Here is a 19,225-nt window from a genome sequence, read left to right as displayed (position 1 = left end):
CTACTGATCGAGACGGTAGACTCGCACTCCCTCGTCGGCGAAGATCGGAGCGCCGACGGCAGTGTCGAGGAATTCCTCGTATACGCCGTCGCCTCCCGGCAGGAGCGGGGCCTCGGGGGCGAGGACGATGAAGTCGACCCCGGAGTCCCGCAGCTCGGCGACCGCCGCGCCGACTTCCTGGCTCTCCGCGTCCGGCATGGGCTCCCCGTCGAACACGGACCCGTGCAGCAGTTCGTCGAGGGCGTCCTCGGGGGCGGAATAGATCACCGGCGACTGCGGGCTGGAGCCGATGAAGTAGCCGCCGGTCTCTCGGTAGCGGAATCCGCTGACCGATTGCCACACCATGGCTTCGTCGGCGTGGGGTTCTGCCCAGGCCAGGGGGCGGGGGAAGGTCTTGACGACGGATCCGGTGGGAACCACCTCGGCGATGGATTCGGAGAAGAAGGCGGGAACGGTCACCTCGTGGGCGGCCTGCGGGGCAGGGACGACGGTGACGGCGGCGAGGACGAGCAGGATGATCAGGGACCGGGCGCCACGCGACTTCAAGCGGGTCGATGCCCATTGGAGGCCGATGCCGAGCACGGCGAACAGCGCGATCGTCGAGTGGAGGACGAGGCGCATGGGCAGGATGTTGTTGAGGACGGGGACGGCTTCGATGAGGGCGAACGGGCCGGTTTCAAGGACGACACGACCGCCGAGGAGGATCGGGGAGCCCAGTGCCAGCAGGAACACGAGGAGGCCGGTTCCGGCGGCGATGCGCAGCGGCACCGCGTGTGCGGACCGGTGTGCGAGTCCGACGACGATGAGGACTGCCGCCAGCAGTGCGGGCGCACCGATGTAGGCCCCGAGTTCGGCGGGGTCGATGTCCATGATCCGGGGCAGCGGGGAGACTCCGGAGCTCAGCCAGGCCGGAGCCGCGGGCAGGATCGGGTCGAGCAGGTCGGTGTTCCACACCCCGTGCGGGCGGATGGCGCCCTGTGGGGCGTTCGGACCGGCCATGGTCACCAGCAGCGGGACGGCGTACAGCAGAGCGATGAGTCCGGCGATGGCAGAGCCGAGGCCGAGAGTCAGCCAGGAACGGGCGCGGTAGAGGCGGCGGCCGAAGACGGCGAGGCTCGCCAGGAAGCACAGGGCGGCGAGGAATGTGCCGGCCAGGACTTCGGTGGACACGTAGAACTGGAAGCCGAGCAGGAGCCCGAAACCCCCTCCGAGCAGCCAGAGGCGGCGGCCGCGAAGACAGGAGCGGCCGTGCTCCGCCTGTCTCCGCCCGAGGTCGAGGAGGGCGAGGATCGCCCAAGCGGTCAGCGGCGGGGTGACAATGTATGCCAGGTTCGGGTGGCCGCCGAGCTGGGCGATGACATAGCTGGAGAAGCCGACTCCGGCCGCGGCGATGAACGCGGGCAGACGGTCGAGGAAACGGCGGAAGAGCACCGCTGTGGCCAGGCTGCCCAGCACCGGGAAGGCGAGGACGAGCAGGTTGTAGCTCACGATGGGACCGGCCACCCAGGTCACGGGTGCGAGCAGGATCGCGAAGCCGGCCAAGGAGGTGTTCCAAGCGCCGTTGACTCCCCCGCCGAGGGCGTTCATCGACTCCGTGTACAACAGACCGCCGGTCTCCCCCGGTCCGAACCCGAGAGCGCCGGCGAGCACCTGTGCGCCGTGTCCGAGCCACCAGATGAACAGGGAGGTGTCGTCGTTCGAGGCGACGACGCTGCCGCCGGGGTCCGCGGCGACGGAGCCGAAGATGGTCAGACTGCCGACGCACAGCAGCAGCGAGTACCACAGCCAGGGACGCAGGCGCGAGCGATATGTGGGGGCATACGCAAAGGGCTCCCGATCTTCCGACCGGGAGCCCAAAGGGTAGCTGCTGTCAGCTGCCTGCAAGCTTCTCACGCAGGGCTGCGAGAGCTTCGTCGCTGGCCAGGGTGCCCTCGTCGTTCGCCTCTTCGGAGGAGAACGATCCGGTGGCCGGAGCGGCATCGGCAGAACCGACGGCATCGGCTGCGGAAGCCTCGGCGTCCGCTGCGATGGCCTTGGCGACCTGCTTCTTGTGCTCTTCCCAGCGTTCCTGAGCGGCGGCGTACTGCTGCTCCCAGGTCTCGCGCTGAGCCTCGTAGCCCTCGACCCATTCGTTGGTCTCGGGGTCGAAGCCCTCGGGGTACTTGTAGTTGCCGTCCTCGTCGTACTCCTGCGGCATGCCGTAGAGAGCGGGGTCGAGGAACTCTTCGGCCTCGGGGTCGACGCCCTCGTTCGCCTGCTTCAGCGACAGCGAGATGCGGCGGCGTTCGAGGTCGATGTCGATGACCTTGACGTAGATGGTCTCCTCGACCGAGACGACCTGCTCGGGCAGATCCACGTGGCGCACGGCCAGCTCGGAGATGTGGACGAGGCCTTCGATGCCGTCTTCGACGCGCACGAATGCACCGAACGGAACGAGCTTGGTGACCTTGCCCGGCACGATCTGTCCGATGACGTGCGTGCGAGCGAAGTGCTGCCACGGATCTTCCTGAGTGGCCTTGAGCGACAGCGAGACGCGCTCACGGTCCATGTCGACGTCGAGGACCTCGACGGTGACCTCGTCGCCCACGGTGACGACCTCACCCGGGTGATCGATGTGCTTCCAGGACAGTTCGGAGACGTGGACGAGTCCGTCGACACCACCGAGGTCGACGAACGCACCGAAGTTGACGATGGAGGACACGACACCAGGACGGACCTGGCCCTTCTGCAGGGTCTGCAGGAAGTCGTGACGGACGGCCGACTGGGTCTGCTCGAGCCAGGCACGGCGCGACAGGACCACGTTGTTGCGGTTCTTGTCGAGCTCGATGATCTTGGCTTCGACCTGCTGGCCGATGTAAGGGGCGAGGTCGCGGACGCGGCGCATTTCGACCAGGGACGCGGGCAGGAAGCCGCGCAGTCCGATGTCGACGATCAGGCCGCCCTTGACGACCTCGATGACGGTGCCGGTGACAACGCCGTCGTCTTCCTTGATCTTCTCGATGTCGCCCCAGGCACGCTCGTACTGAGCCCGCTTCTTGGAGAGCATGAGACGGCCCTCTTTGTCTTCCTTCTGAAGAACGAGGGCTTCGATCTCGTCCCCGACCTCGACGACTTCGCCGGGATCGACATCGTGCTTGATGGAAAGCTCACGTGCGAGGATGACGCCTTCCGTCTTGTATCCGATGTCGACGAGGACTTCGTCACGGTCGACCTTGACGACTTCGCCCTCAACGATGTCGCCATCGTTGAAGTACTTGATGGTCTCATCGACGGCGGCGAGGAAATCCTCAGCGGTTCCGATGTCGTTGACAGCGACCTGCTTCGGCTGCACCGATTCCGGCGTGGTGGTGGTCATATAGGTAGGGACTCCGATGGAATATTGGTCCAGATCCGGTACCCTGGCGGCAGGTCGTGAATGTTGCCGCAAGAACCGAATCCGGTCTCGATTGCGAATTTGGACTTGTATGCACAGGCGCATACGGTTGTCAATGCTAGCACCTTCTTGGGCGTGAATGCACGCCGAAGAGTCGAATCATCACCACCTGGGGCCACGGAGGAACCATGAGCGAAGGAACTGACGGAGCCGAGGTCATCAGCGGTGGCTATCTCCCGATCGACGAAGAGGCTTCTGTCCGGGCCAATCGCAGCTACTGGGACAACTCGGCCGAGGAGTATCTGGCCGAGCACGGCACGTTCCTGGGCGCGTCGGATTTCATCTGGTGTCCGGAAGGAATTCACGAATCCGACGTGCGCCTCCTCGGCGATGTCACCAGGAAGCAGGTGCTCGAGGTCGGCTGCGGTGCCGGTCAGTGCTCCCGGTGGCTGGCCGAGCAGGGAGCGATCACCACAGGCGTCGATGTCTCGGCCGGAATGCTCGAGCAGGCTTCGCGTCTGCAGCGCGAACATCCCCTGAGCACCGAGGCGACTCCCCCGACGTTCCTCCTCGCCGATGCCCGGCAGCTGCCGTTCGCGTCGAACAGCTTCGACGGCGCGTTCTCCTCCTATGGCGCCCTGCCCTTCGTCAAGGACGCGGAGGTCGTCTTCGCCGAGGTGGCTCGGGTGCTGCGCAGCGGCGGACAGTGGATCTTCTCGACGACTCACCCGATGCGGTGGATGTTCCCCGATGTTCCGGGTGAAGCCGGGCTGACCGTCGAGTATTCGTATTTCGATCGCACCCCGTACGTCGAGCTGTCCTCGAACGGTCAGCCCGTCTACGCCGAACATCACCGGACGATGAGCGACTGGGTGCGACTGCTGGTCGAGGCAGGCTTCACGATCGATTCGGTGACCGAACCCGAATGGCCCGAGGAGAATCGGACCGCCTGGGGCGGCTGGTCGCCGTTGCGCGGAGCGCTCATGCCCGGCACCGTGATCTTCTCCACCACCCTGAACAAGGACTGACTCGCCCGAGCGCGAAACGAGGTCACGCAGCGCGAAGCGAGCTCAAGTCACGCGAAACTCGAAAAAGTCGTCTCCGGCGGCGACTTTTTCGAGTTTCGCGTGACTTGAGGCATCAAGTGGCGAGCTGCTCAGCTCAGTGGGCGGCGGCGTGCCAGGAACGGCCGGTGCCGACGTTGACGTCCAAGGGCACATCGAGTTCGAACGCCGAGCCCATCTCCTCCGTGACGACCGTCTTCACCTCGTCGATCTCATCGTCTCGAACGTCGACGATGATCTCGTCATGGACCTGCAGCAGCATCGGTGACCGCAGTTCCTCCAGCCGCGAGGCGACCTTGAGCATGGCGATCTTCATGATGTCGGCGGCCGAACCCTGGATCGGCGCGTTGAGTGCGGCGCGCTCGGCCATGTCCCGCAGCTGACGGCGGTCGCTGTGCAGCGCCGGCAGATAACGACGACGGCCCATGATGGTCTCCGTGAACCCCTTGGCGCGAGCCTGCTCGACGATGTCGTCGAGGTAGTCCTTGACGGCTCCGAAGCGTTCGAAGTACTGCTCCATCAGCGCCTTGGCCTCGTCGACGCCGATCGCCAGCTGCCGAGAGAGCCCATAGGCGGAGAGGCCGTAGACCAGCCCGTAGGACATCGCCTTGACCTTCGAACGCATCTCGGAGTCCACTTCGTCGATGCCGACTCCGAAGACCTTCGAACCGACATAGGAGTGGAGGTCCTCGCCCTCCTTGAACGCCTGGATGAGTGCGGCGTCACCGGACAGGTGGGCCATGATCCGCATTTCGATCTGCGAATAGTCCGCGGTGAGCAGGGTCCCGTCAGCCACCTCGGGGTCGGCGATGAAGATATTGCGGATGCGGCGTCCCGATTCGGTCCGCACCGGGATGTTCTGCAGGTTCGGGTCTAGCGACGAGAGCCGGCCGGTGGCGGCCACTGTCTGCTGGTAGGTGGTGTGGATGCGCCCATCGTCGGCGACAGACCCCCGCAGACCGACGACGGTCTGTTTGAGCTTCGTCGAATCCCGGTAGGCCAGCAGATGCTGGAGGAAGGGATGTTCGGTCTTCACGAACAGCTCTGCCAAGGCGTCCGCGTCGGTCGTGTAACCGGTCTTCGTCCGCTTGGTCTTGGGCATATCGAGCTCATCGAAGAGCACGGCCTGCAGCTGCTTGGGCGAACCGAGGTTCACCTCGTGGCCGATCGCGTCGTAGGCCTCCTGAGCGCTGGCTTCGGCCTGTTTCGTGAATTCGCCGATGAGGTTCGACAGGCCGTCCTCGTCGACGGCGATCCCGGTGGCTTCCATCCGCGCGAGCACGGGCACGAGCGGCAGTTCGATGTCGCGGTAGACCTGAGTCATGTTCGCGTCGTCGACCGCCTTGGCCAGCACATCATGGACTTCGAGCAGAGCGGCGGCCCGCTGACCGTGTGTGGTCACCGCACTGTCCGAATCGAGGTCGAGGGCGAGCTGCCCGGAATCGGATTCGGGTTCGCCGAGGTCGATTCCGGCGCGGTCGGCGGCGATCTGCCCGAGTTCGTAGGAGCGGGCATCGGGGACGAGGAGGTAGGCGGCGAGAGCCGTGTCCCCGGCGATATCGGCCACTGACAGTCCCATCGACGCCCAAGCTTTGATCTGCAGCTTCGAGCTGTGGAGGATGAGCGGATGTCCGCCCAGTGCTGAACCGAGATTGCTGACGGACGTCTGCCCCGCCTCGGCGAGGTCGACGACCCAGGCCTGACCTGGTTCGGCGGAGACGGCGAGGATCCGGGCCTGACCGTGGCCGAGCTCGAAGGACGCATCGGAATCGAGTGCCAGCACATCGTGGTCGGTGATCTTGGTCAGCAGAGTGTCGATGTCGACGGTCTCGATGGCCGTCTCCCGCGCCGGCACCGGTTCGGAATCGGCACCGGCTTCGGGGAAGATCGCGGCCAGGCGTCTGCCGAGAGCCTGGAACTCGAGCTGGTCGAACAGGCTCGACAGTTCCGCCGGGTCGCCGTCGCCCCAGGTCAGGTCGTCGAACTTCAACCCCAGATCGACGTCGTCGAGGAGGCGGTTGAGTCGATAGTTCCGCTCCACCTCGGCGATATGGTCGCGCAGCTTCTCCCCGACCTTGCCGCCGATCTTGTCGGCGTTCTCGATTACACCGGGCAGGTCACCGTGGGCGGTCAGCCATTTCGCGGCAGTCTTGTCGCCGACCCCGGGCACGCCGGGCAGGTTGTCGGCCTTCTCACCGACGAGCGCGGCCAGTCCGCGGTAGTTCGCAGGGCTCACCCCGTACTTCTCCTCGACCGCGGCCGGAGTCATCCGATTGAGATCGCTGACTCCGCGTTTGGGGTAGAGGATCGTCACCCGGTCGGAGGCGAGCTGGAACGAGTCCTTGTCACCGCTCATCACCTCGACGAACAAGCCGGCCTCGGTGCCCATCTTCGCCATGGTGGCCAGGGCGTCGTCGGCTTCGAAGCCCTCCTTCGTCACGACCCTGATGCCCATCGCCGTGACGATGTCCTTGATGAGGTCGATCTGCGGGTGGAACTCGGGCGGAGTCTTCGCCCGGCCCGCCTTGTACTCGGGGTAGTCCTCGAGGCGGAAGGTCTGCCGTCCGAGGTCGAAGGCCACGGCCACATGGCTGGGCTCTTCGTCGCGGAGGACGTTGATGAGCATGGAGATGAAGCCGTAGATGGCGTTCGTCGTCTGGCCGGTGCTGGTGGAGAAGTTCTCCACCGGCAGGGCGTGGAAGGCCCGGTACGCCAGGGAGTGTCCGTCGATGAGCAGGAGGGATTCGTTTGAGTGACTCACATGGCATAGCCTATCGTTCGAAGCTGACTTGAAGGAGAACCGATGCTGCGTCCCGACGTGTCCCTGACCGCTCACACCACACCTGAGGAGATCGACACGCTGCTCGAGCAGCTGCGCTCGCCGGGCTCCGGAGGTGAGTTGGCCGAGAGGATGGGAATCGAGTTCGTCGGACTCACCCCAGATCATGTCGTCGCCACGGCTCCGGTCGTCGGCAATCGGCAGCCGATGGGTCTCTTCCACGGAGGCGGCCACGTCGTTCTCGCCGAGTCGCTGGCTTCGATGCATTCCTATCTGCTCTCCGGAGGCAAGAACGTCGTCGGCGTCGACCTCAACGCCACTCATCTGCGTGCCGCCCGTGACGGTGTGGTCACCGGTCGCGCCGAGGTGCTCCATCAGGGACGCACGATCGTCTCCCACGAGGTGAAGATGACCGACGAGACGGGGCGGCTGCTCTCGATCGTGCGGATCACGAACATGATCCTGGGGACCAAGCCGAGGGGCTGAGGGCCGAGGTTCAGGCACCTGACCGCGTCGGATCAGCGACAGCGGCGAACCGCAGCGAGCAGAGGGCCGGCGAATCCATCTCGGATTCGCCGGCCCTCTCTCAGGTTCCGGGTCCGGACCTGCTCGGTCCGGGAGGTCGTTACTTCTTCGTGCCGATCTGCTTGAGCACGGTCTCAGCGACCTCACGCATCGTCAGGCGACGGTCCATCGAGGTCTTCTGGATCCAGCGGAAGGCTTCGGGCTCGCTCAGACCCATGGAGGTCTGCAGCAGGCTCTTCGCGCGCTCGACGAGCTTGCGGGTCTCGAAGCGTTCGGTGAGATCGGAGATCTCGGACTCGAGCGAGCTGATCTCGGCATGCCGCGAGAGGGCGATCTCCAGGGCCGGGATGAGGTCGGCCGAGGTGAACGGCTTGACGACATAGGCCATGGCACCGGCGTCGCGGGCACGCTCGACGAGCTCCTTCTGCGAGAAGGCGGTGAGCAGCACGACCGGGGCGATGCGGGCCCGGGCGATGCGCTCGGCCGCGGAGATTCCGTCGAGGATGGGCATCTTGATGTCCATGACGACGAGGTCCGGGCGCAGCTCCTCGGCCAGGCGGATGGCGGATTCGCCGTCCGCGGCCTCACCGACGACGTCGTAGCCGACCTCGCGGAGCATTTCTACGATATCGAGACGAATCACGGCCTCGTCTTCGGCCACGACTACGCGGCGGACCGGCACGGACTCATCTGAAGTTGATTCTTCGCTGTTTGAAAGCACGTCACCAGTCTAGACCAGGCGCTCAGCGTCGTGGCCAGCGGACCCGCAAGTTTCTTCTGTGAGGGTGGCCACCCCCGGTGACGACGGCCACCGACGGGCGCTGTCGACGATCCGGGAGCGGGCCCCGGCCGGGCACACAGACTGGTCGGGCCGGCGTCGATTGTGCAATCCCTTCGCGCGCACAGTAGAATCGTCCCCGTCGCGCAGACGGCCCCTCGGGCCTGCTCGTGACGCGCCGGATTGGCGGAATCGGTAGACGCGGTGCACTCAAAATGCATTGTCGAAAGACGTGCGGGTTCGAGTCCCGCATCCGGTACGGACGAAGGCACTGTCGAACGTGATGTCGACAGTGCCTTCTTGCATCCCCTGGAACCAATGGGCGAGTGACTCCAGGGTTATGCACATCGACCCGGTGTGCATCGACCCGGTGTGCCAGCATCCGCGGGTTCAAAGTTCATACGCACTGATCAAGATCACCACATATGAATTCTGAAACCGCTCAAACACGCCATTCGGCCGATTCAGCGGCGGAGGTCCAGAGAGTACAGGAGCGTATCGAAGCGCTTCCGACCGACCGCCACGAAGTCCGGCAGCCGACCGTATCGGGTGAAGCCCAGGGACTCGTAGAGGCCGATGGCCACCGCATTGTCACCGCGCAGATCGAGGGTGATGACCTCGGTGCCGTATTGACGCGCCGCCCGGATGAGCGCCTCCATCAGTCCCTTCCCCACGCCTCGGCCTTGAGCCTCAGGGGCGACCGCGACCTTTTCGATGTCGACATGGGGTCGGAAGGTGGGCCGGGAGTACCGGGTCCAGTACGCGAAGCCGGTGATCTCGTCGCCGCGGCGAGCAATGGCTGCAGCTGTCTCACCGGCTTCCGTGCCTGCGGCCAGACGCTCGACGAGTCCTTCGATCTCGACGGTCGCGGGTGCCGTGACCCAGCCGAGGGCCGCGCCTGCGTCGACGAGGCGGCCGAGCAACGATGTCACCTGCTGGACATCGTGCTCGGCCAGTCCCTCGGCGGGGAGGAGTTCGACACCGGCTCCCGACGGTGCGTCAGCGGCTGCGAGGTCAGTCCCGCTGTGCTCCGCTGACGGCCTCTCCGGCATTCGCTTGCGCGGGTTCCGAAGAGATCGCGTCTGCGGGTGCGGTTTCTCGGGATCCGGCATCCTCGGTGCGGGTCTCGTCGACATCTGCCTCCTCCGCGAGCGGAACGTAGCCGTTGACGCGCGGCGCATCAAAGCGTTCGACGTCCAGGATCTCATGCCGTTTGGCCACAATGGCAGGGACGAGCGCCTGACCGGAGACGTTGAGCGCGGTGCGGCCCATGTCGACGATCGGCTCGATGGCCAGCAGCAGACCCACACCCTCGAGCGGCAGGCCCAGGGTCGACAGGGTCAGGGTGAGCATCACGGTCGCACCGGTCGTACCGGCCGTGGCGGCCGAACCGATGACGGCGACGAAGATGATGAGCAGATACTGGATCAGGGAGAGATCGATGCCGAAGAACTGTGCGACGAACACCGCTGCGATCGCCGGGTAGATCGCCGCGCAGCCGTCCATCTTCGTCGTCGCACCGAAGGGCACGGCGAAGGCGGCGTAGGAGTGGGGCACGCCGAAGTTGTCAGTGGCGACCTTCTGCGTCACCGGCATGGTGCCGATCGAGGACCGGGAGACGAAGCCCATCTGGGTGGCCGGCCAGACGCCGGAGAAGTACTGGCGCACGGACAGTCCGTTGGCTCGGGCCAGGGCCGGGTAGACGATGAAGAACACGATCGCGAGCCCGATGTAGACGGCGACGACGAACCACAGCAGCGATCCCATCGTGGACCAGCCGTAGGAATTCACGGCGTTGCCGATGAGGCCGAGCGTGCCGATCGGGGCGATGCGCACGATCCACCAGACGACCTTCTGGACTACGGCCAGAGCCGCCTCGGTGAACTGGAGGAACGGTTCTGCGGCCTTGCCGACCTTGACCGCTGCGATGCCGATGGCTCCGGAGACGATGATGAGCTGGAGGATGTTGAAGTTGACCTCGGAGGTCAAGCCTCCGGCATCATCCGGTGAGGTGGCGACCTCGAGTCCGAGGAAGTTCACCGGGACCAGTCCGGTGAGGAAGCCGAGCCAGCTGCCCTGAGAATCGGGCGCACCGGCGCTGAGCGAAGCGGCGTCGGCATGGGCGCCGGGCTGCATGACGACGCCGATGATGAGTCCGAGGACGACAGCGATGAGGGCGGTGAGGGCGAACCACAGCAGGGTCGACATGGCGAGCCTGGCGGCATTGGTGACCTTGCGCAGGTTGCCGATGCTCGCGATGATCGCGGTGATGACCAGCGGTACGACTGCGGCCTTGAGCAGGGTGACGTACGACGAGCCGATGGTGTCCAGGGTCTGGCCGAGCCAGTTGTCCGTGGTGTCGCTGACCGGTCCCCATGATCGGGCGATGAGCCCGAGGATGACACCGGCGATGAGTGCGATGGTCACCTGCACTCCGAAGGACTTGCTCCAGGCGGGCAGTCTCATTGTTTTCCTCTCCTAGCGGGACCTCCCCTGAGATCCGCAGGGAGGATTGAGCAACAGAGAGCACAACTGTTGAGCAATCTGCGATATTCCGTGATTCGATGTGACTTGCATCGCAGACGGGATTCCGGAGGCAGTCGGGATTCCAGCGTCACACGGCCTGCCGACACACGGTCTCGAGGCGCTCGATCTCGCGACACGACGACGCCGGCGGCGTCTGCTCCTGTGACAGGGGCGGACGCCGCCGGCGTTTCGGCATGTGGTCAGTGGCGGGGCGAGTGGCCTTCGCGCACGATCGGCACCTCACGGGTGATCGGCGCCTCGGCGACTACTCCGTATCCGGCCAGCGGATCCTCCTCGGAGTCCGAGGAGTCCTGGTAGGCGGCCGTCACACCCTTCGCGGCATCACCGATGGTGTGGATGCGCAGGGCGTTCGTCGATCCGGGGATTCCGGGAGGCGAACCGGCCACGAGGATGCTCTGATCGCCTTCGGCAGCAGTGCCGTCGGCGAGCAGAACGGCATCGACCTGGCGGGCCATCTGGTCGGTGTGTCGCACCGTCTTCACGAGGTACGGGTGCACTCCCCAGGTCAGTGCCAGCTGGTGGCGCACCTGCGGGTCGGGAGTGAATCCGAGGATCGGCCAGGCCGGGCGCAGGCGCGACATGCGACGCACCGAGTCGCCGGTCTGCGAGAAGGTGCACAGGAGGTCGATATCGAGTTGCTGAGCAATCTGCACGGCTGCCGCGGTCACCGCCCCGCCCTTGGTATGCGGGACGGTGCCCAGTGCGGGGATCCGCTCGAGGCCGTGCTCCTCGGTCGAGCTGATGATCCGGCTCATCGTCCTGATCGCCTCGACCCAGTGAGCGCCCACCGAGGTCTCCCCGGAGAGCATGAGTGCATCGGCACCGTCGAGGACGGCGTTTGCACAGTCGCTGGCTTCGGCGCGCGTTGGCCGCGGTGCATCGATCATCGTCTCGAGCATCTGCGTGGCCACGATGACGGGCTTGGCCTGCTGGCGGGCGATCTCGATCGCCCGCTTCTGCACGATCGGCACCTGCTCGAGCGGCAGTTCGACGCCGAGGTCGCCGCGGGCGACCATGATTCCGTCGAAGGCGTCGATGACCTCGTCGAGCTGGTTGACTGCCTGCGGCTTCTCGAGCTTGGCGATGACGGGGGCGGTGATTCCGACCTCGTCCATGACCGCCCGCACGTCATTCATGTCCTCCGGGCTGCGGACGAAGGACAGGGCGACCCAGTCGAAGCCGAGCTGCAGACCCCATCTCAGGTCGTCGATGTCCTTCTCGGACAGAGCGGGGACGGACACCGGCACTCCGGGGAGGTTGATGCCCTTGTGGTTGGAGATGGTTCCGCCGATCTCGACCTCGGTGACCACGTCGGTGGCGGTCACCTCGGTGGCGCGCAGGCGCAGGCGACCGTCGTCGATGAGCAGCGGATCACCCACGGAGACGTCTTCCGCCAGGGTCGGCAGTGTCGTGCTCACGAGTTCTGCGGTGCCGGGGACGTCACGGCTGGTGATGGTGAAGGCGGCACCTTCGACTAGCTCTTCCTTGCCGTCCGCGAAAGTGCCCACGCGGATCTTCGGCCCCTGGAGGTCGAGGAGGGCGGCGACGGGCCGTCCGGTGTCGAGGGCGGCCTGGCGGACCCAAGCGAACTTCTCTTCGTGCTCTTCTCGTCTGCCGTGGCTCAGATTGAATCGGGCGACATCGACGCCTTCATCGACGAGCTCGCGGATCTCTTCATAGGAGTTCTGGTTCGGACCTAAAGTTGCGACTATCTTTGCACGCCTCATACGCTCCACCCTACCTAAAGTCTCAGCGGACGGCTGCCACCGCTCTGCGCTGGTCACGGGCGGTGTGGGTGCGGCACTTCGCTGTGCCGCACCACCGCCTCTTCTCATTTTCTGACATGCACTATCTTAACATTTGAACCCGTCGTCGGTGGGTCGCACGGGCGCCGGCAGCCGGGTCGACCCGGTGAGGAACCGGTCGACCTCGGCGGCTGCGGCACGTCCTTCGGCAATGGCCCAGACGATGAGCGACTGTCCGCGCCCGGCATCGCCGGCGACGAAGACGCCCGGACGCGCGGAATAGTCCTCGTCTCGAGAGAACCCGCCCTTAGCCGCGGCTTCGAGGTCGATCGCCGCTGTCTCCGGGCCGCTGAATCCGAGGGCGAGCAGCACGAGATCGGCGGGGATGACGTGTTCGGTGCCCGGTGTCGGGATGCGGCGGCCGTCGACGAACTGCGTCTGCGCGACCTCGATTCCGCACACCCGGCCTGAATCGTCTCCGACGAACCGCGTCGTCGATGCCAGATAGCGTCTGGTGCCGCCTTCTTCGTGTGAGGATTGGACCTCGAAGATCCGCGGCACCGTCGGCCACGGTGAGTCCGCACCGCGCTCGAGCGGCGGCTGACTGCCGATGGCCAGGGTTGTCACCGAGGCGGCGCCGTGGCGCAGAGCGGTGCCCAGGCAGTCGGCGCCGGTGTCTCCTCCGCCGATGATGATGACGTGTTTCCCGGCCGCATCGATGAGCTGTGCCGGGTCTGCGCCCGGGGTTCCGTCTGCCGCCTGTGCCCGGTTGGACGGCACGAGGTAGTCCATCGCGAATTCGATGCCGTCGAGTCCGCGTCCCGGCAGGTCCATCTCGCGGGGCACAGTGGCTCCGGTGGCCACCAGCACCGCATCGAAGCGAGTCTGCAGTGCGGCGAAGTCGATATCGCGGCCGATCTCGACGCCGGTCTCGAACCGGGTCCCCTCGGCACGCATCTGGGTCAGTCGGCGGTCGATATGGTGCTTCTCGAGTTTGAAGTCCGGGATCCCGTAGCGCAGCAGTCCGCCGAGGCGGTCCTCGCGTTCGAAGACGACGACGGTGTGTCCGGCTCGGGTCAGCTGTTGGGCGGCGGCGAGCCCGGCCGGTCCGGAGCCGATGACGGCGACGGTGTGACCGGTGATCCGGTCGGGGACGACGGGGGTGATGAGTCCGGCGGCGAATCCGTCGTCGACGATGGAGACTTCGACCTGTTTGATCGTCACGGCGGGTTGGTTGATGCCGAGCACGCAGGCGCTCTCACAGGGGGCCGGGCAGGCCCGACCGGTGAATTCGGGGAAGTTGTTCGTCGCATGCAGCAGCTCCACGGCGCGCGCCAGCTCCCCGCGGTACATGGCGTCGTTGAACTCCGGGATCAGGTTGCCCAGGGGGCATCCTTGGTGGCAGAAGGGCACACCGCAGTCCATGCAGCGAGAGGCCTGTCGGCGCAGCTGTGCGGAGTCGCCCTTCTCGTAGACCTCCGAGAAGTCCATCAGCCGGAGCGGCACGGGCCTGCGGGCAGGGAGTTCGCGTTCGGTGGTGGTGAGGAATCCTCGCGGATCAGCCATGAGCGGCCTCCAGAATGGTCTGCCAGGTCTGTTCGGAGTCAGTGGCTTCGCCGCTGTTCGCGATCTCGTCCTGGATGTCTTTGACCCGTGCGTAGGCGACGGGGATGATCTTGGTGAAGCGGGACAGGATGTCCTGGCCCCGGTCGAGGCCCGCCAGCAGTTCGCCGGCCAGCGGGGATCCGGTGGCCGCGACGTGGTCGGCCAGCAGCCTCTGCAGCACCGGGGCGTCGGAGTCTCCGATGCCGCCGAATCGGAAGACGCCTGCGGCCCGTTCCTTCGGGTTGAGGCGACTGGGATTGAAGTCGAGCACGAATGCGGTTCCCCCGGACATTCCGGCCGCGAAGTTGCGTCCGGTGGTTCCGAGGATGACCGCCACTCCCCCGGTCATGTACTCCAGTCCGTGGTCGCCGATGCCTTCGACGACGGCCTCGACCCCGGAATTGCGCACGAGGAATCTCTCCCCGACCATCCCGGACAGGAACATCGACCCGGATGTCGCCCCGTAGCCGATGACGTTTCCGGCGATGACGTTGTGTTCTGGCCGGGTGGGGTTCTCCGGGCGGGGTGCGATGCTGATCGTGCCTCCCGACAGCCCCTTCCCGACGTAGTCGTTGGCGTCTCCGCGCAGATCGATGCTCACCCCCCGCGGCAGGAACGCGCCGAGGGATTGGCCGGAAGTCCCGACGAGGCACACGCGCACGGTTCCCGCCGGCAGACCGTCCCCGCCGTGGGCCTGGGTCACCCGGTGCCCGAGCAGAGTGCCGACCGACCGGTCCGTGTTCGCCACCTTCGCGCTCAGGTGCACCGGGGCTCCCGCGTTGAGGTCGGCTCCGGCCTGCTCGAGCAGGCGCTCGTCGAGTTCGTCTGCGAAGTCGCGTGGGGTGCGCGGATCGCTCACCCTCGCCGAGGCGGGACTGCCGTGGAGGTCGGTCGGGACGGTGAGGATCGGGGTCAGGTCCAGATCCAGTCCCGAGGCGGCCGCCCGGTCCGCGTCGATGCGCAGACGTTCGACCGCTCCGATCGCTTCGTCGAGGCTGCGCAGCCCCAGCTGGGCGAGGTAGCTGCGGACCTCCTCGGCGATGAAGGTGAAGAAGTTCACGACATGGTCGGCTTGGCCGTGGAACCGTTCGCGCAGCTTCGGGTTCTGTGTGGCCACACCGACCGGGCAGGTGTCCTGATGGCACACGCGCATCATGATGCATCCCGAGACGACGAGGGCGGTGGTGGCGAATCCGAACTCTTCGGCCCCGAGCAGGGCGGCGATGATGACGTCGCGCCCGGTCTTCAGCTGCCCGTCCACCTGGACGCTGATGCGTTCGCGCAGACCGTTGAGCACGAGCGTCTGCTGGGCTTCGGCCAGTCCCAGCTCCCACGGGGTGCCCGCGTGTTTGAGCGAGTTCAGCGGACTGGCGCCCGTTCCTCCGTCGTGGCCGGAGATGAGCACGACGTCGGCTCCGGCCTTCGCCACTCCCGCGGCCACCGTCCCGACCCCGATCCCGGAGACGAGTTTGACGTGGACACGCGCGGCCGCATTGGCCCGGCCGAGGTCGTGGATGAGCTGGGCGAGGTCTTCGATGGAGTAGATGTCATGGTGCGGAGGCGGTGAGATGAGTCCGACTCCGGGGGTGGCGTGGCGGGTCTTCGCGATCCACGGGTACACCTTCTCCCCCGGCAGCTGACCGCCCTCACCGGGCTTGGCGCCCTGGGCCATCTTGATCTGCAGGTCATCGGCTGCGGTGAGGTAGTGGCTGGTGACGCCGAACCGACCGGAGGCGATCTGCTTGATCGCCGACCGGCGCTGCGGGTCGAGCAGACGTTCGGCGTCCTCGCCGCCCTCTCCGGTATTCGACTTCCCACCGATCCGGTTCATCGCGATCGCCAGCGTCTCGTGGGCTTCGGCGGACAGGGAGCCGTAGCTCATCGCCCCGGTGGAGAAGCGGCGCATGATCGCCTCGGCGGGTTCGACCTCGGAGACGTCGATCGGGCCCGATTCGGTCGGGACGAGGTCGAAGAGCCCGCGCAGAGTCATCAGCTCCGCGGACTGTTCGTCCACGGCACGCGTGTACTGCCGGAAGATGTCGAAGCGACCGGTCGCCGTCGAGTGCTGCAGTTTGAAGATCGTCTCCGGGTTGAACAGGTGCCCCGGACCTTCCCGCCGCCACTGGTACTCACCGCCGACGAGCAGGTTCCGGTGGGCCGGTCGCGGATGGTCCTCCCGGTAGGCATCGGCGTGTCGGGCCGTGGTCTCGTCCGCGATGTCGTCAAGCGTCTTGCCGCCGAGCTGATGCGGGGTCGAGGTGAAGTGTTCGTCGATGACCGACTCGGCCAGGCCGAGGGCTTCGAAGGTCTGCGCCCCGTGATAGGACTGGACGGTCGAGATGCCCATCTTCGACATGATCTTCAGCAGGCCCTTGTTCAGCGCGGTGAGCACATTGGCCACGGCCGCCTCGGCGCTGATGCCTCGGATCCGTTCGGACTTCACGAGGTCCTCGGCCGATTCCATCAGCAGGTACGGATTGACCGCGGAGGCACCGAAGGACACGAGCGTGGCCGCATGGTGGACCTCGCGGACGTCTCCGGCCTCGACGATGATGCTCACTCGGGTCCGGGTCCGCTCCCGCACGAGGTGGTGGTGCAGAGCGGAGGTCAGCAGCAGGGACGGGATCGGCGCGTACTCCGAATTCGATTCCCGGTCCGTGAGGATGAGGAACACCGCACCGTCTGAGACCGCGGCGCTCGCCTCCGCGCACAGGTCCGCGAGACGACGGGTCATCGCGTCCTCTCCGGCGCCCACCGGGTACAGACCCGACAGCGTCACCGAGGGGCGGGTGATTCCCTCGCCGAGGTGGTGCCCGGCCAGGTGCGCGATCGCCGTGAGTTCGTCGTTGTCGATCACGGGCCGCTCGAGCAGGATATGGGCGGAGTCGGGCTGAGTGGAGCACAGGAGGTTGCCTTCGCGGCCGATTCCTGCCGACATGCTCGTGACGATGTCCTCGCGGATGGAGTCCAGCGGCGGGTTCGTCACTTGGGCGAAGTTCTGGTGGAAGTGGTCGAAGAGCAGTCGCGGGCGGGTGCTCAGGGCTGCGATCGCGGTATCGCTGCCCATCGCGCCGAGGGGTTCTGCTCCGGTCTCGGCCATCGGGGCGATGAGCATGCGCAGCTCCTCCTCCGTGTAGCCGAATGTCCGCTGTCGGCGCCGGACGGAGGAGCTGGGGTGGCTGACATGGACGCGGGTGGGCAGTTCGCCCAGTCGGGTGGCCGAGGCCTCGACCCATTCGCGGTAGGGATGTTCGGTCGCGAGGCTGTTCTTGATCTCCGTGTCGGAGATGATGCGTCCGGCTTCCACATCGACGAGGAACATCCGGCCCGGAGTGAGTCGACCGCGGGCGGTGACCTCGGCTTCGGGCAGGTCGACGACTCCGGCTTCGCTGGCGAGCACGACCGTGTCCTCGGTCATGATGTACCGGGCCGGGCGCAGTCCGTTGCGATCGAGCACGGCTCCGGCGAGGCGACCGTCGGTGAAGGCGACACAGGCGGGCCCGTCCCAGGGCTCCATGAGCAGCGAGTGGTATTCGTAGAAGGCCCGCCGTTCCTCGGACATGGCCGGGTTGTTCTCCCAGGCTTCGGGAATCATCATCAGCATCGCCTGCGGCAGGGATCGCCCGGAGGCGACCATGAGTTCGAGGACGGAGTTGAACGAGGCGGAGTCCGAGGACCCGGCGGGAATGATCGGGGCGATGCGTTCGAGTCGCTTGTCCGTGTCCGCGACCGGCGATTGGAGCAGGTCGCTGGCCAGGGCCGATTCGCGTGCCTGCATCCAGTTGCGGTTGCCGCGCACGGTGTTGATCTCGCCGTTGTGGGCGATGGTGCCGAACGGCTGTGCGAGCTGCCAGGAGGGGAAGGTGTTCGTGGAGAATCGGGAGTGGACGAGCGCGATCGCCGAGGTGAGGCGTTCGTCGCCGAGTTCGGTGAAGAAGCGGTCGAGCTGCGCGGTCGAGAGCATGCCCTTGAATGTCAGCGTCGTCGGCGACAGCGAGGGGAAGTACAGGCCGGCGTGGTCGAGCCGTTTCCGAACGATGAAGGCCCGGCGGGCCAGATCGTTCTCGTCACGGGCGGGATGCTCGGCGCTGAGGCCGAAGAACACATAGCGCATGGACGGCATGGTCTCGGCGGCGATGCGGCCGAGCACTCCGGGGTCGACGGCCACGGGCTCCACATGGAGGACCTGCAGTCCTTCTTCCGCGGCCGTTCGGGACACCAGCGCGTCCTGGTCCTTCCCGACGTCTTCGCGGCTGAAGTCGGGCTGCGTCTCCGAGGTCAGCGGGGCGGTGACCGCGTTGAGGTCGGTGGCGTAGTCCTGGGCGAAGAAGCCGATGCCCATGGCGTAGGTGCCGGGGGTCGGCAGGGAGATTCCGGATTCGGCGAGACGGGCGGCGAAGTAGTCGTGCGGGATCTGGATGGTCAGTCCGGCGCCGTCGCCGGTGCCGTCGTCGGAGCCGATTCCGCCGCGGTGTTCGAGCCTGCGCAGGGCATCGAGAGCCTGAGTGATGACCGCGTGGTCGGCTCCGCCCCGGTAGCGGGCGATGAGCGCCAGACCGCAGGCATCGTGTTCGAGCGCCGGATCGTAGAGCCCGATTCGACCTGGCGGGGCCGTGGTGTTGAGGGTCGGCTGAGCGCTGTGGTTCATGTTCTGCCTTCTCGGTGTTGAGTGTTTCCCGAAAAGACGGCGCTGTCCTCTGCGGTATGGACGAGTCCGGAAAGGGGTTTTCCGAACCCGGCTGTGAGATCACTCTCACAGCCGGAGTCTCAACTTACACCATGTGCAATTTCAGAAGAAGCAGAGAAAGG

General features: G+C 66.1%; 11 protein-coding genes and 1 tRNA gene. 3 read left to right on the top strand and 9 right to left on the bottom strand.

Features of this window, described 5'->3' with window-relative positions:
• Together GUY37_RS08705 and rpsA are read right to left on the bottom strand one after the other, a co-directional pair.
• On the bottom strand, window positions 1-1,893 hold the full coding sequence (locus GUY37_RS08705) for a hypothetical protein (RefSeq protein ID WP_228278444.1): 1,893 nt from the start codon (window positions 1,891-1,893) through the stop codon (window positions 1-3).
• Window positions 1,871-3,355, bottom strand: a complete 1,485-nt coding sequence (gene rpsA / locus GUY37_RS08700) for a 30S ribosomal protein S1 (RefSeq protein ID WP_152346367.1) — start codon at window positions 3,353-3,355, stop codon at window positions 1,871-1,873. Before rpsA ends, GUY37_RS08705 begins: the two co-directional genes overlap by 23 nt.
• A gap of 206 nt (window positions 3,356-3,561) precedes the next feature.
• Here rpsA and GUY37_RS08695 point away from each other — a divergent pair, with 206 nt between their 5' ends.
• Entirely contained in the window at window positions 3,562-4,401 is an 840-nt protein-coding gene (locus GUY37_RS08695; RefSeq protein WP_166824603.1) for a class I SAM-dependent methyltransferase, read from the top strand.
• 133 nt (window positions 4,402-4,534) lie between these two features.
• On the opposite strand, the gene polA is transcribed toward GUY37_RS08695, so the two are convergent.
• A complete protein-coding gene (gene polA, locus GUY37_RS08690) occupies window positions 4,535-7,198 on the bottom strand; it encodes a DNA polymerase I (protein ID WP_166824600.1) in 2,664 nt (887 codons plus the stop codon).
• 42 nt (window positions 7,199-7,240) lie between these two features.
• Between polA and GUY37_RS08685 the strand changes: the two genes are divergently transcribed.
• Entirely contained in the window at window positions 7,241-7,702 is a 462-nt protein-coding gene (locus tag GUY37_RS08685) for a PaaI family thioesterase (protein ID WP_166824597.1), read from the top strand.
• Window positions 7,703-7,841: 139 nt separating this feature from the next.
• Here GUY37_RS08685 and GUY37_RS08680 read toward each other — a convergent pair whose 3' ends face one another.
• Window positions 7,842-8,462: an ANTAR domain-containing response regulator gene (locus tag GUY37_RS08680; protein WP_373284070.1), complete on the bottom strand. Its 621-nt coding sequence runs from the start codon at window positions 8,460-8,462 to the stop codon at window positions 7,842-7,844.
• Window positions 8,463-8,696: 234 nt separating this feature from the next.
• On the opposite strand from GUY37_RS08680, the gene GUY37_RS08675 reads away from it, so the two are divergent.
• Window positions 8,697-8,778: transfer RNA gene (locus GUY37_RS08675), tRNA-Leu, on the top strand.
• Window positions 8,779-8,983: 205 nt separating this feature from the next.
• Here the strand turns inward: GUY37_RS08675 and GUY37_RS08670 are convergent.
• The 5 genes from GUY37_RS08670 to gltB form a co-directional block, all read right to left on the bottom strand.
• On the bottom strand, window positions 8,984-9,571 hold the full coding sequence (locus GUY37_RS08670; protein ID WP_166824594.1) for a GNAT family N-acetyltransferase: 588 nt from the start codon (window positions 9,569-9,571) through the stop codon (window positions 8,984-8,986).
• A complete protein-coding gene (locus GUY37_RS08665; RefSeq protein WP_166824591.1) occupies window positions 9,534-10,985 on the bottom strand; it encodes a dicarboxylate/amino acid:cation symporter in 1,452 nt (483 codons plus the stop codon). The genes GUY37_RS08670 and GUY37_RS08665 overlap by 38 nt, the downstream gene beginning before the upstream one ends.
• Before the next feature lie 260 nt (window positions 10,986-11,245).
• Entirely contained in the window at window positions 11,246-12,793 is a 1,548-nt protein-coding gene (pyk, locus tag GUY37_RS08660; RefSeq protein ID WP_166824588.1) for a pyruvate kinase, read from the bottom strand.
• Between the two features lie 126 nt (window positions 12,794-12,919).
• A complete protein-coding gene (locus GUY37_RS08655) occupies window positions 12,920-14,377 on the bottom strand; it encodes a glutamate synthase subunit beta (protein WP_166824585.1) in 1,458 nt (485 codons plus the stop codon).
• Window positions 14,370-19,064 carry a glutamate synthase large subunit gene (gene gltB / locus GUY37_RS08650; RefSeq protein ID WP_166824582.1) on the bottom strand — a complete coding sequence of 1,565 codons (4,695 nt, stop codon included), beginning with the start codon at window positions 19,062-19,064 and terminating at the stop codon, window positions 14,370-14,372. The genes GUY37_RS08655 and gltB overlap by 8 nt, the downstream gene beginning before the upstream one ends.
• Between the last annotated feature and the right edge of the window lie 161 nt (window positions 19,065-19,225).

The sequence above is a fragment of the Brevibacterium limosum genome, assembly GCF_011617705.1.
Classification (GTDB): domain Bacteria; phylum Actinomycetota; class Actinomycetes; order Actinomycetales; family Brevibacteriaceae; genus Brevibacterium; species Brevibacterium limosum.
The sequence above is the reverse complement of the archived record's forward strand: the minus strand, read 5'-3'. Positions and strand labels throughout refer to the sequence as shown.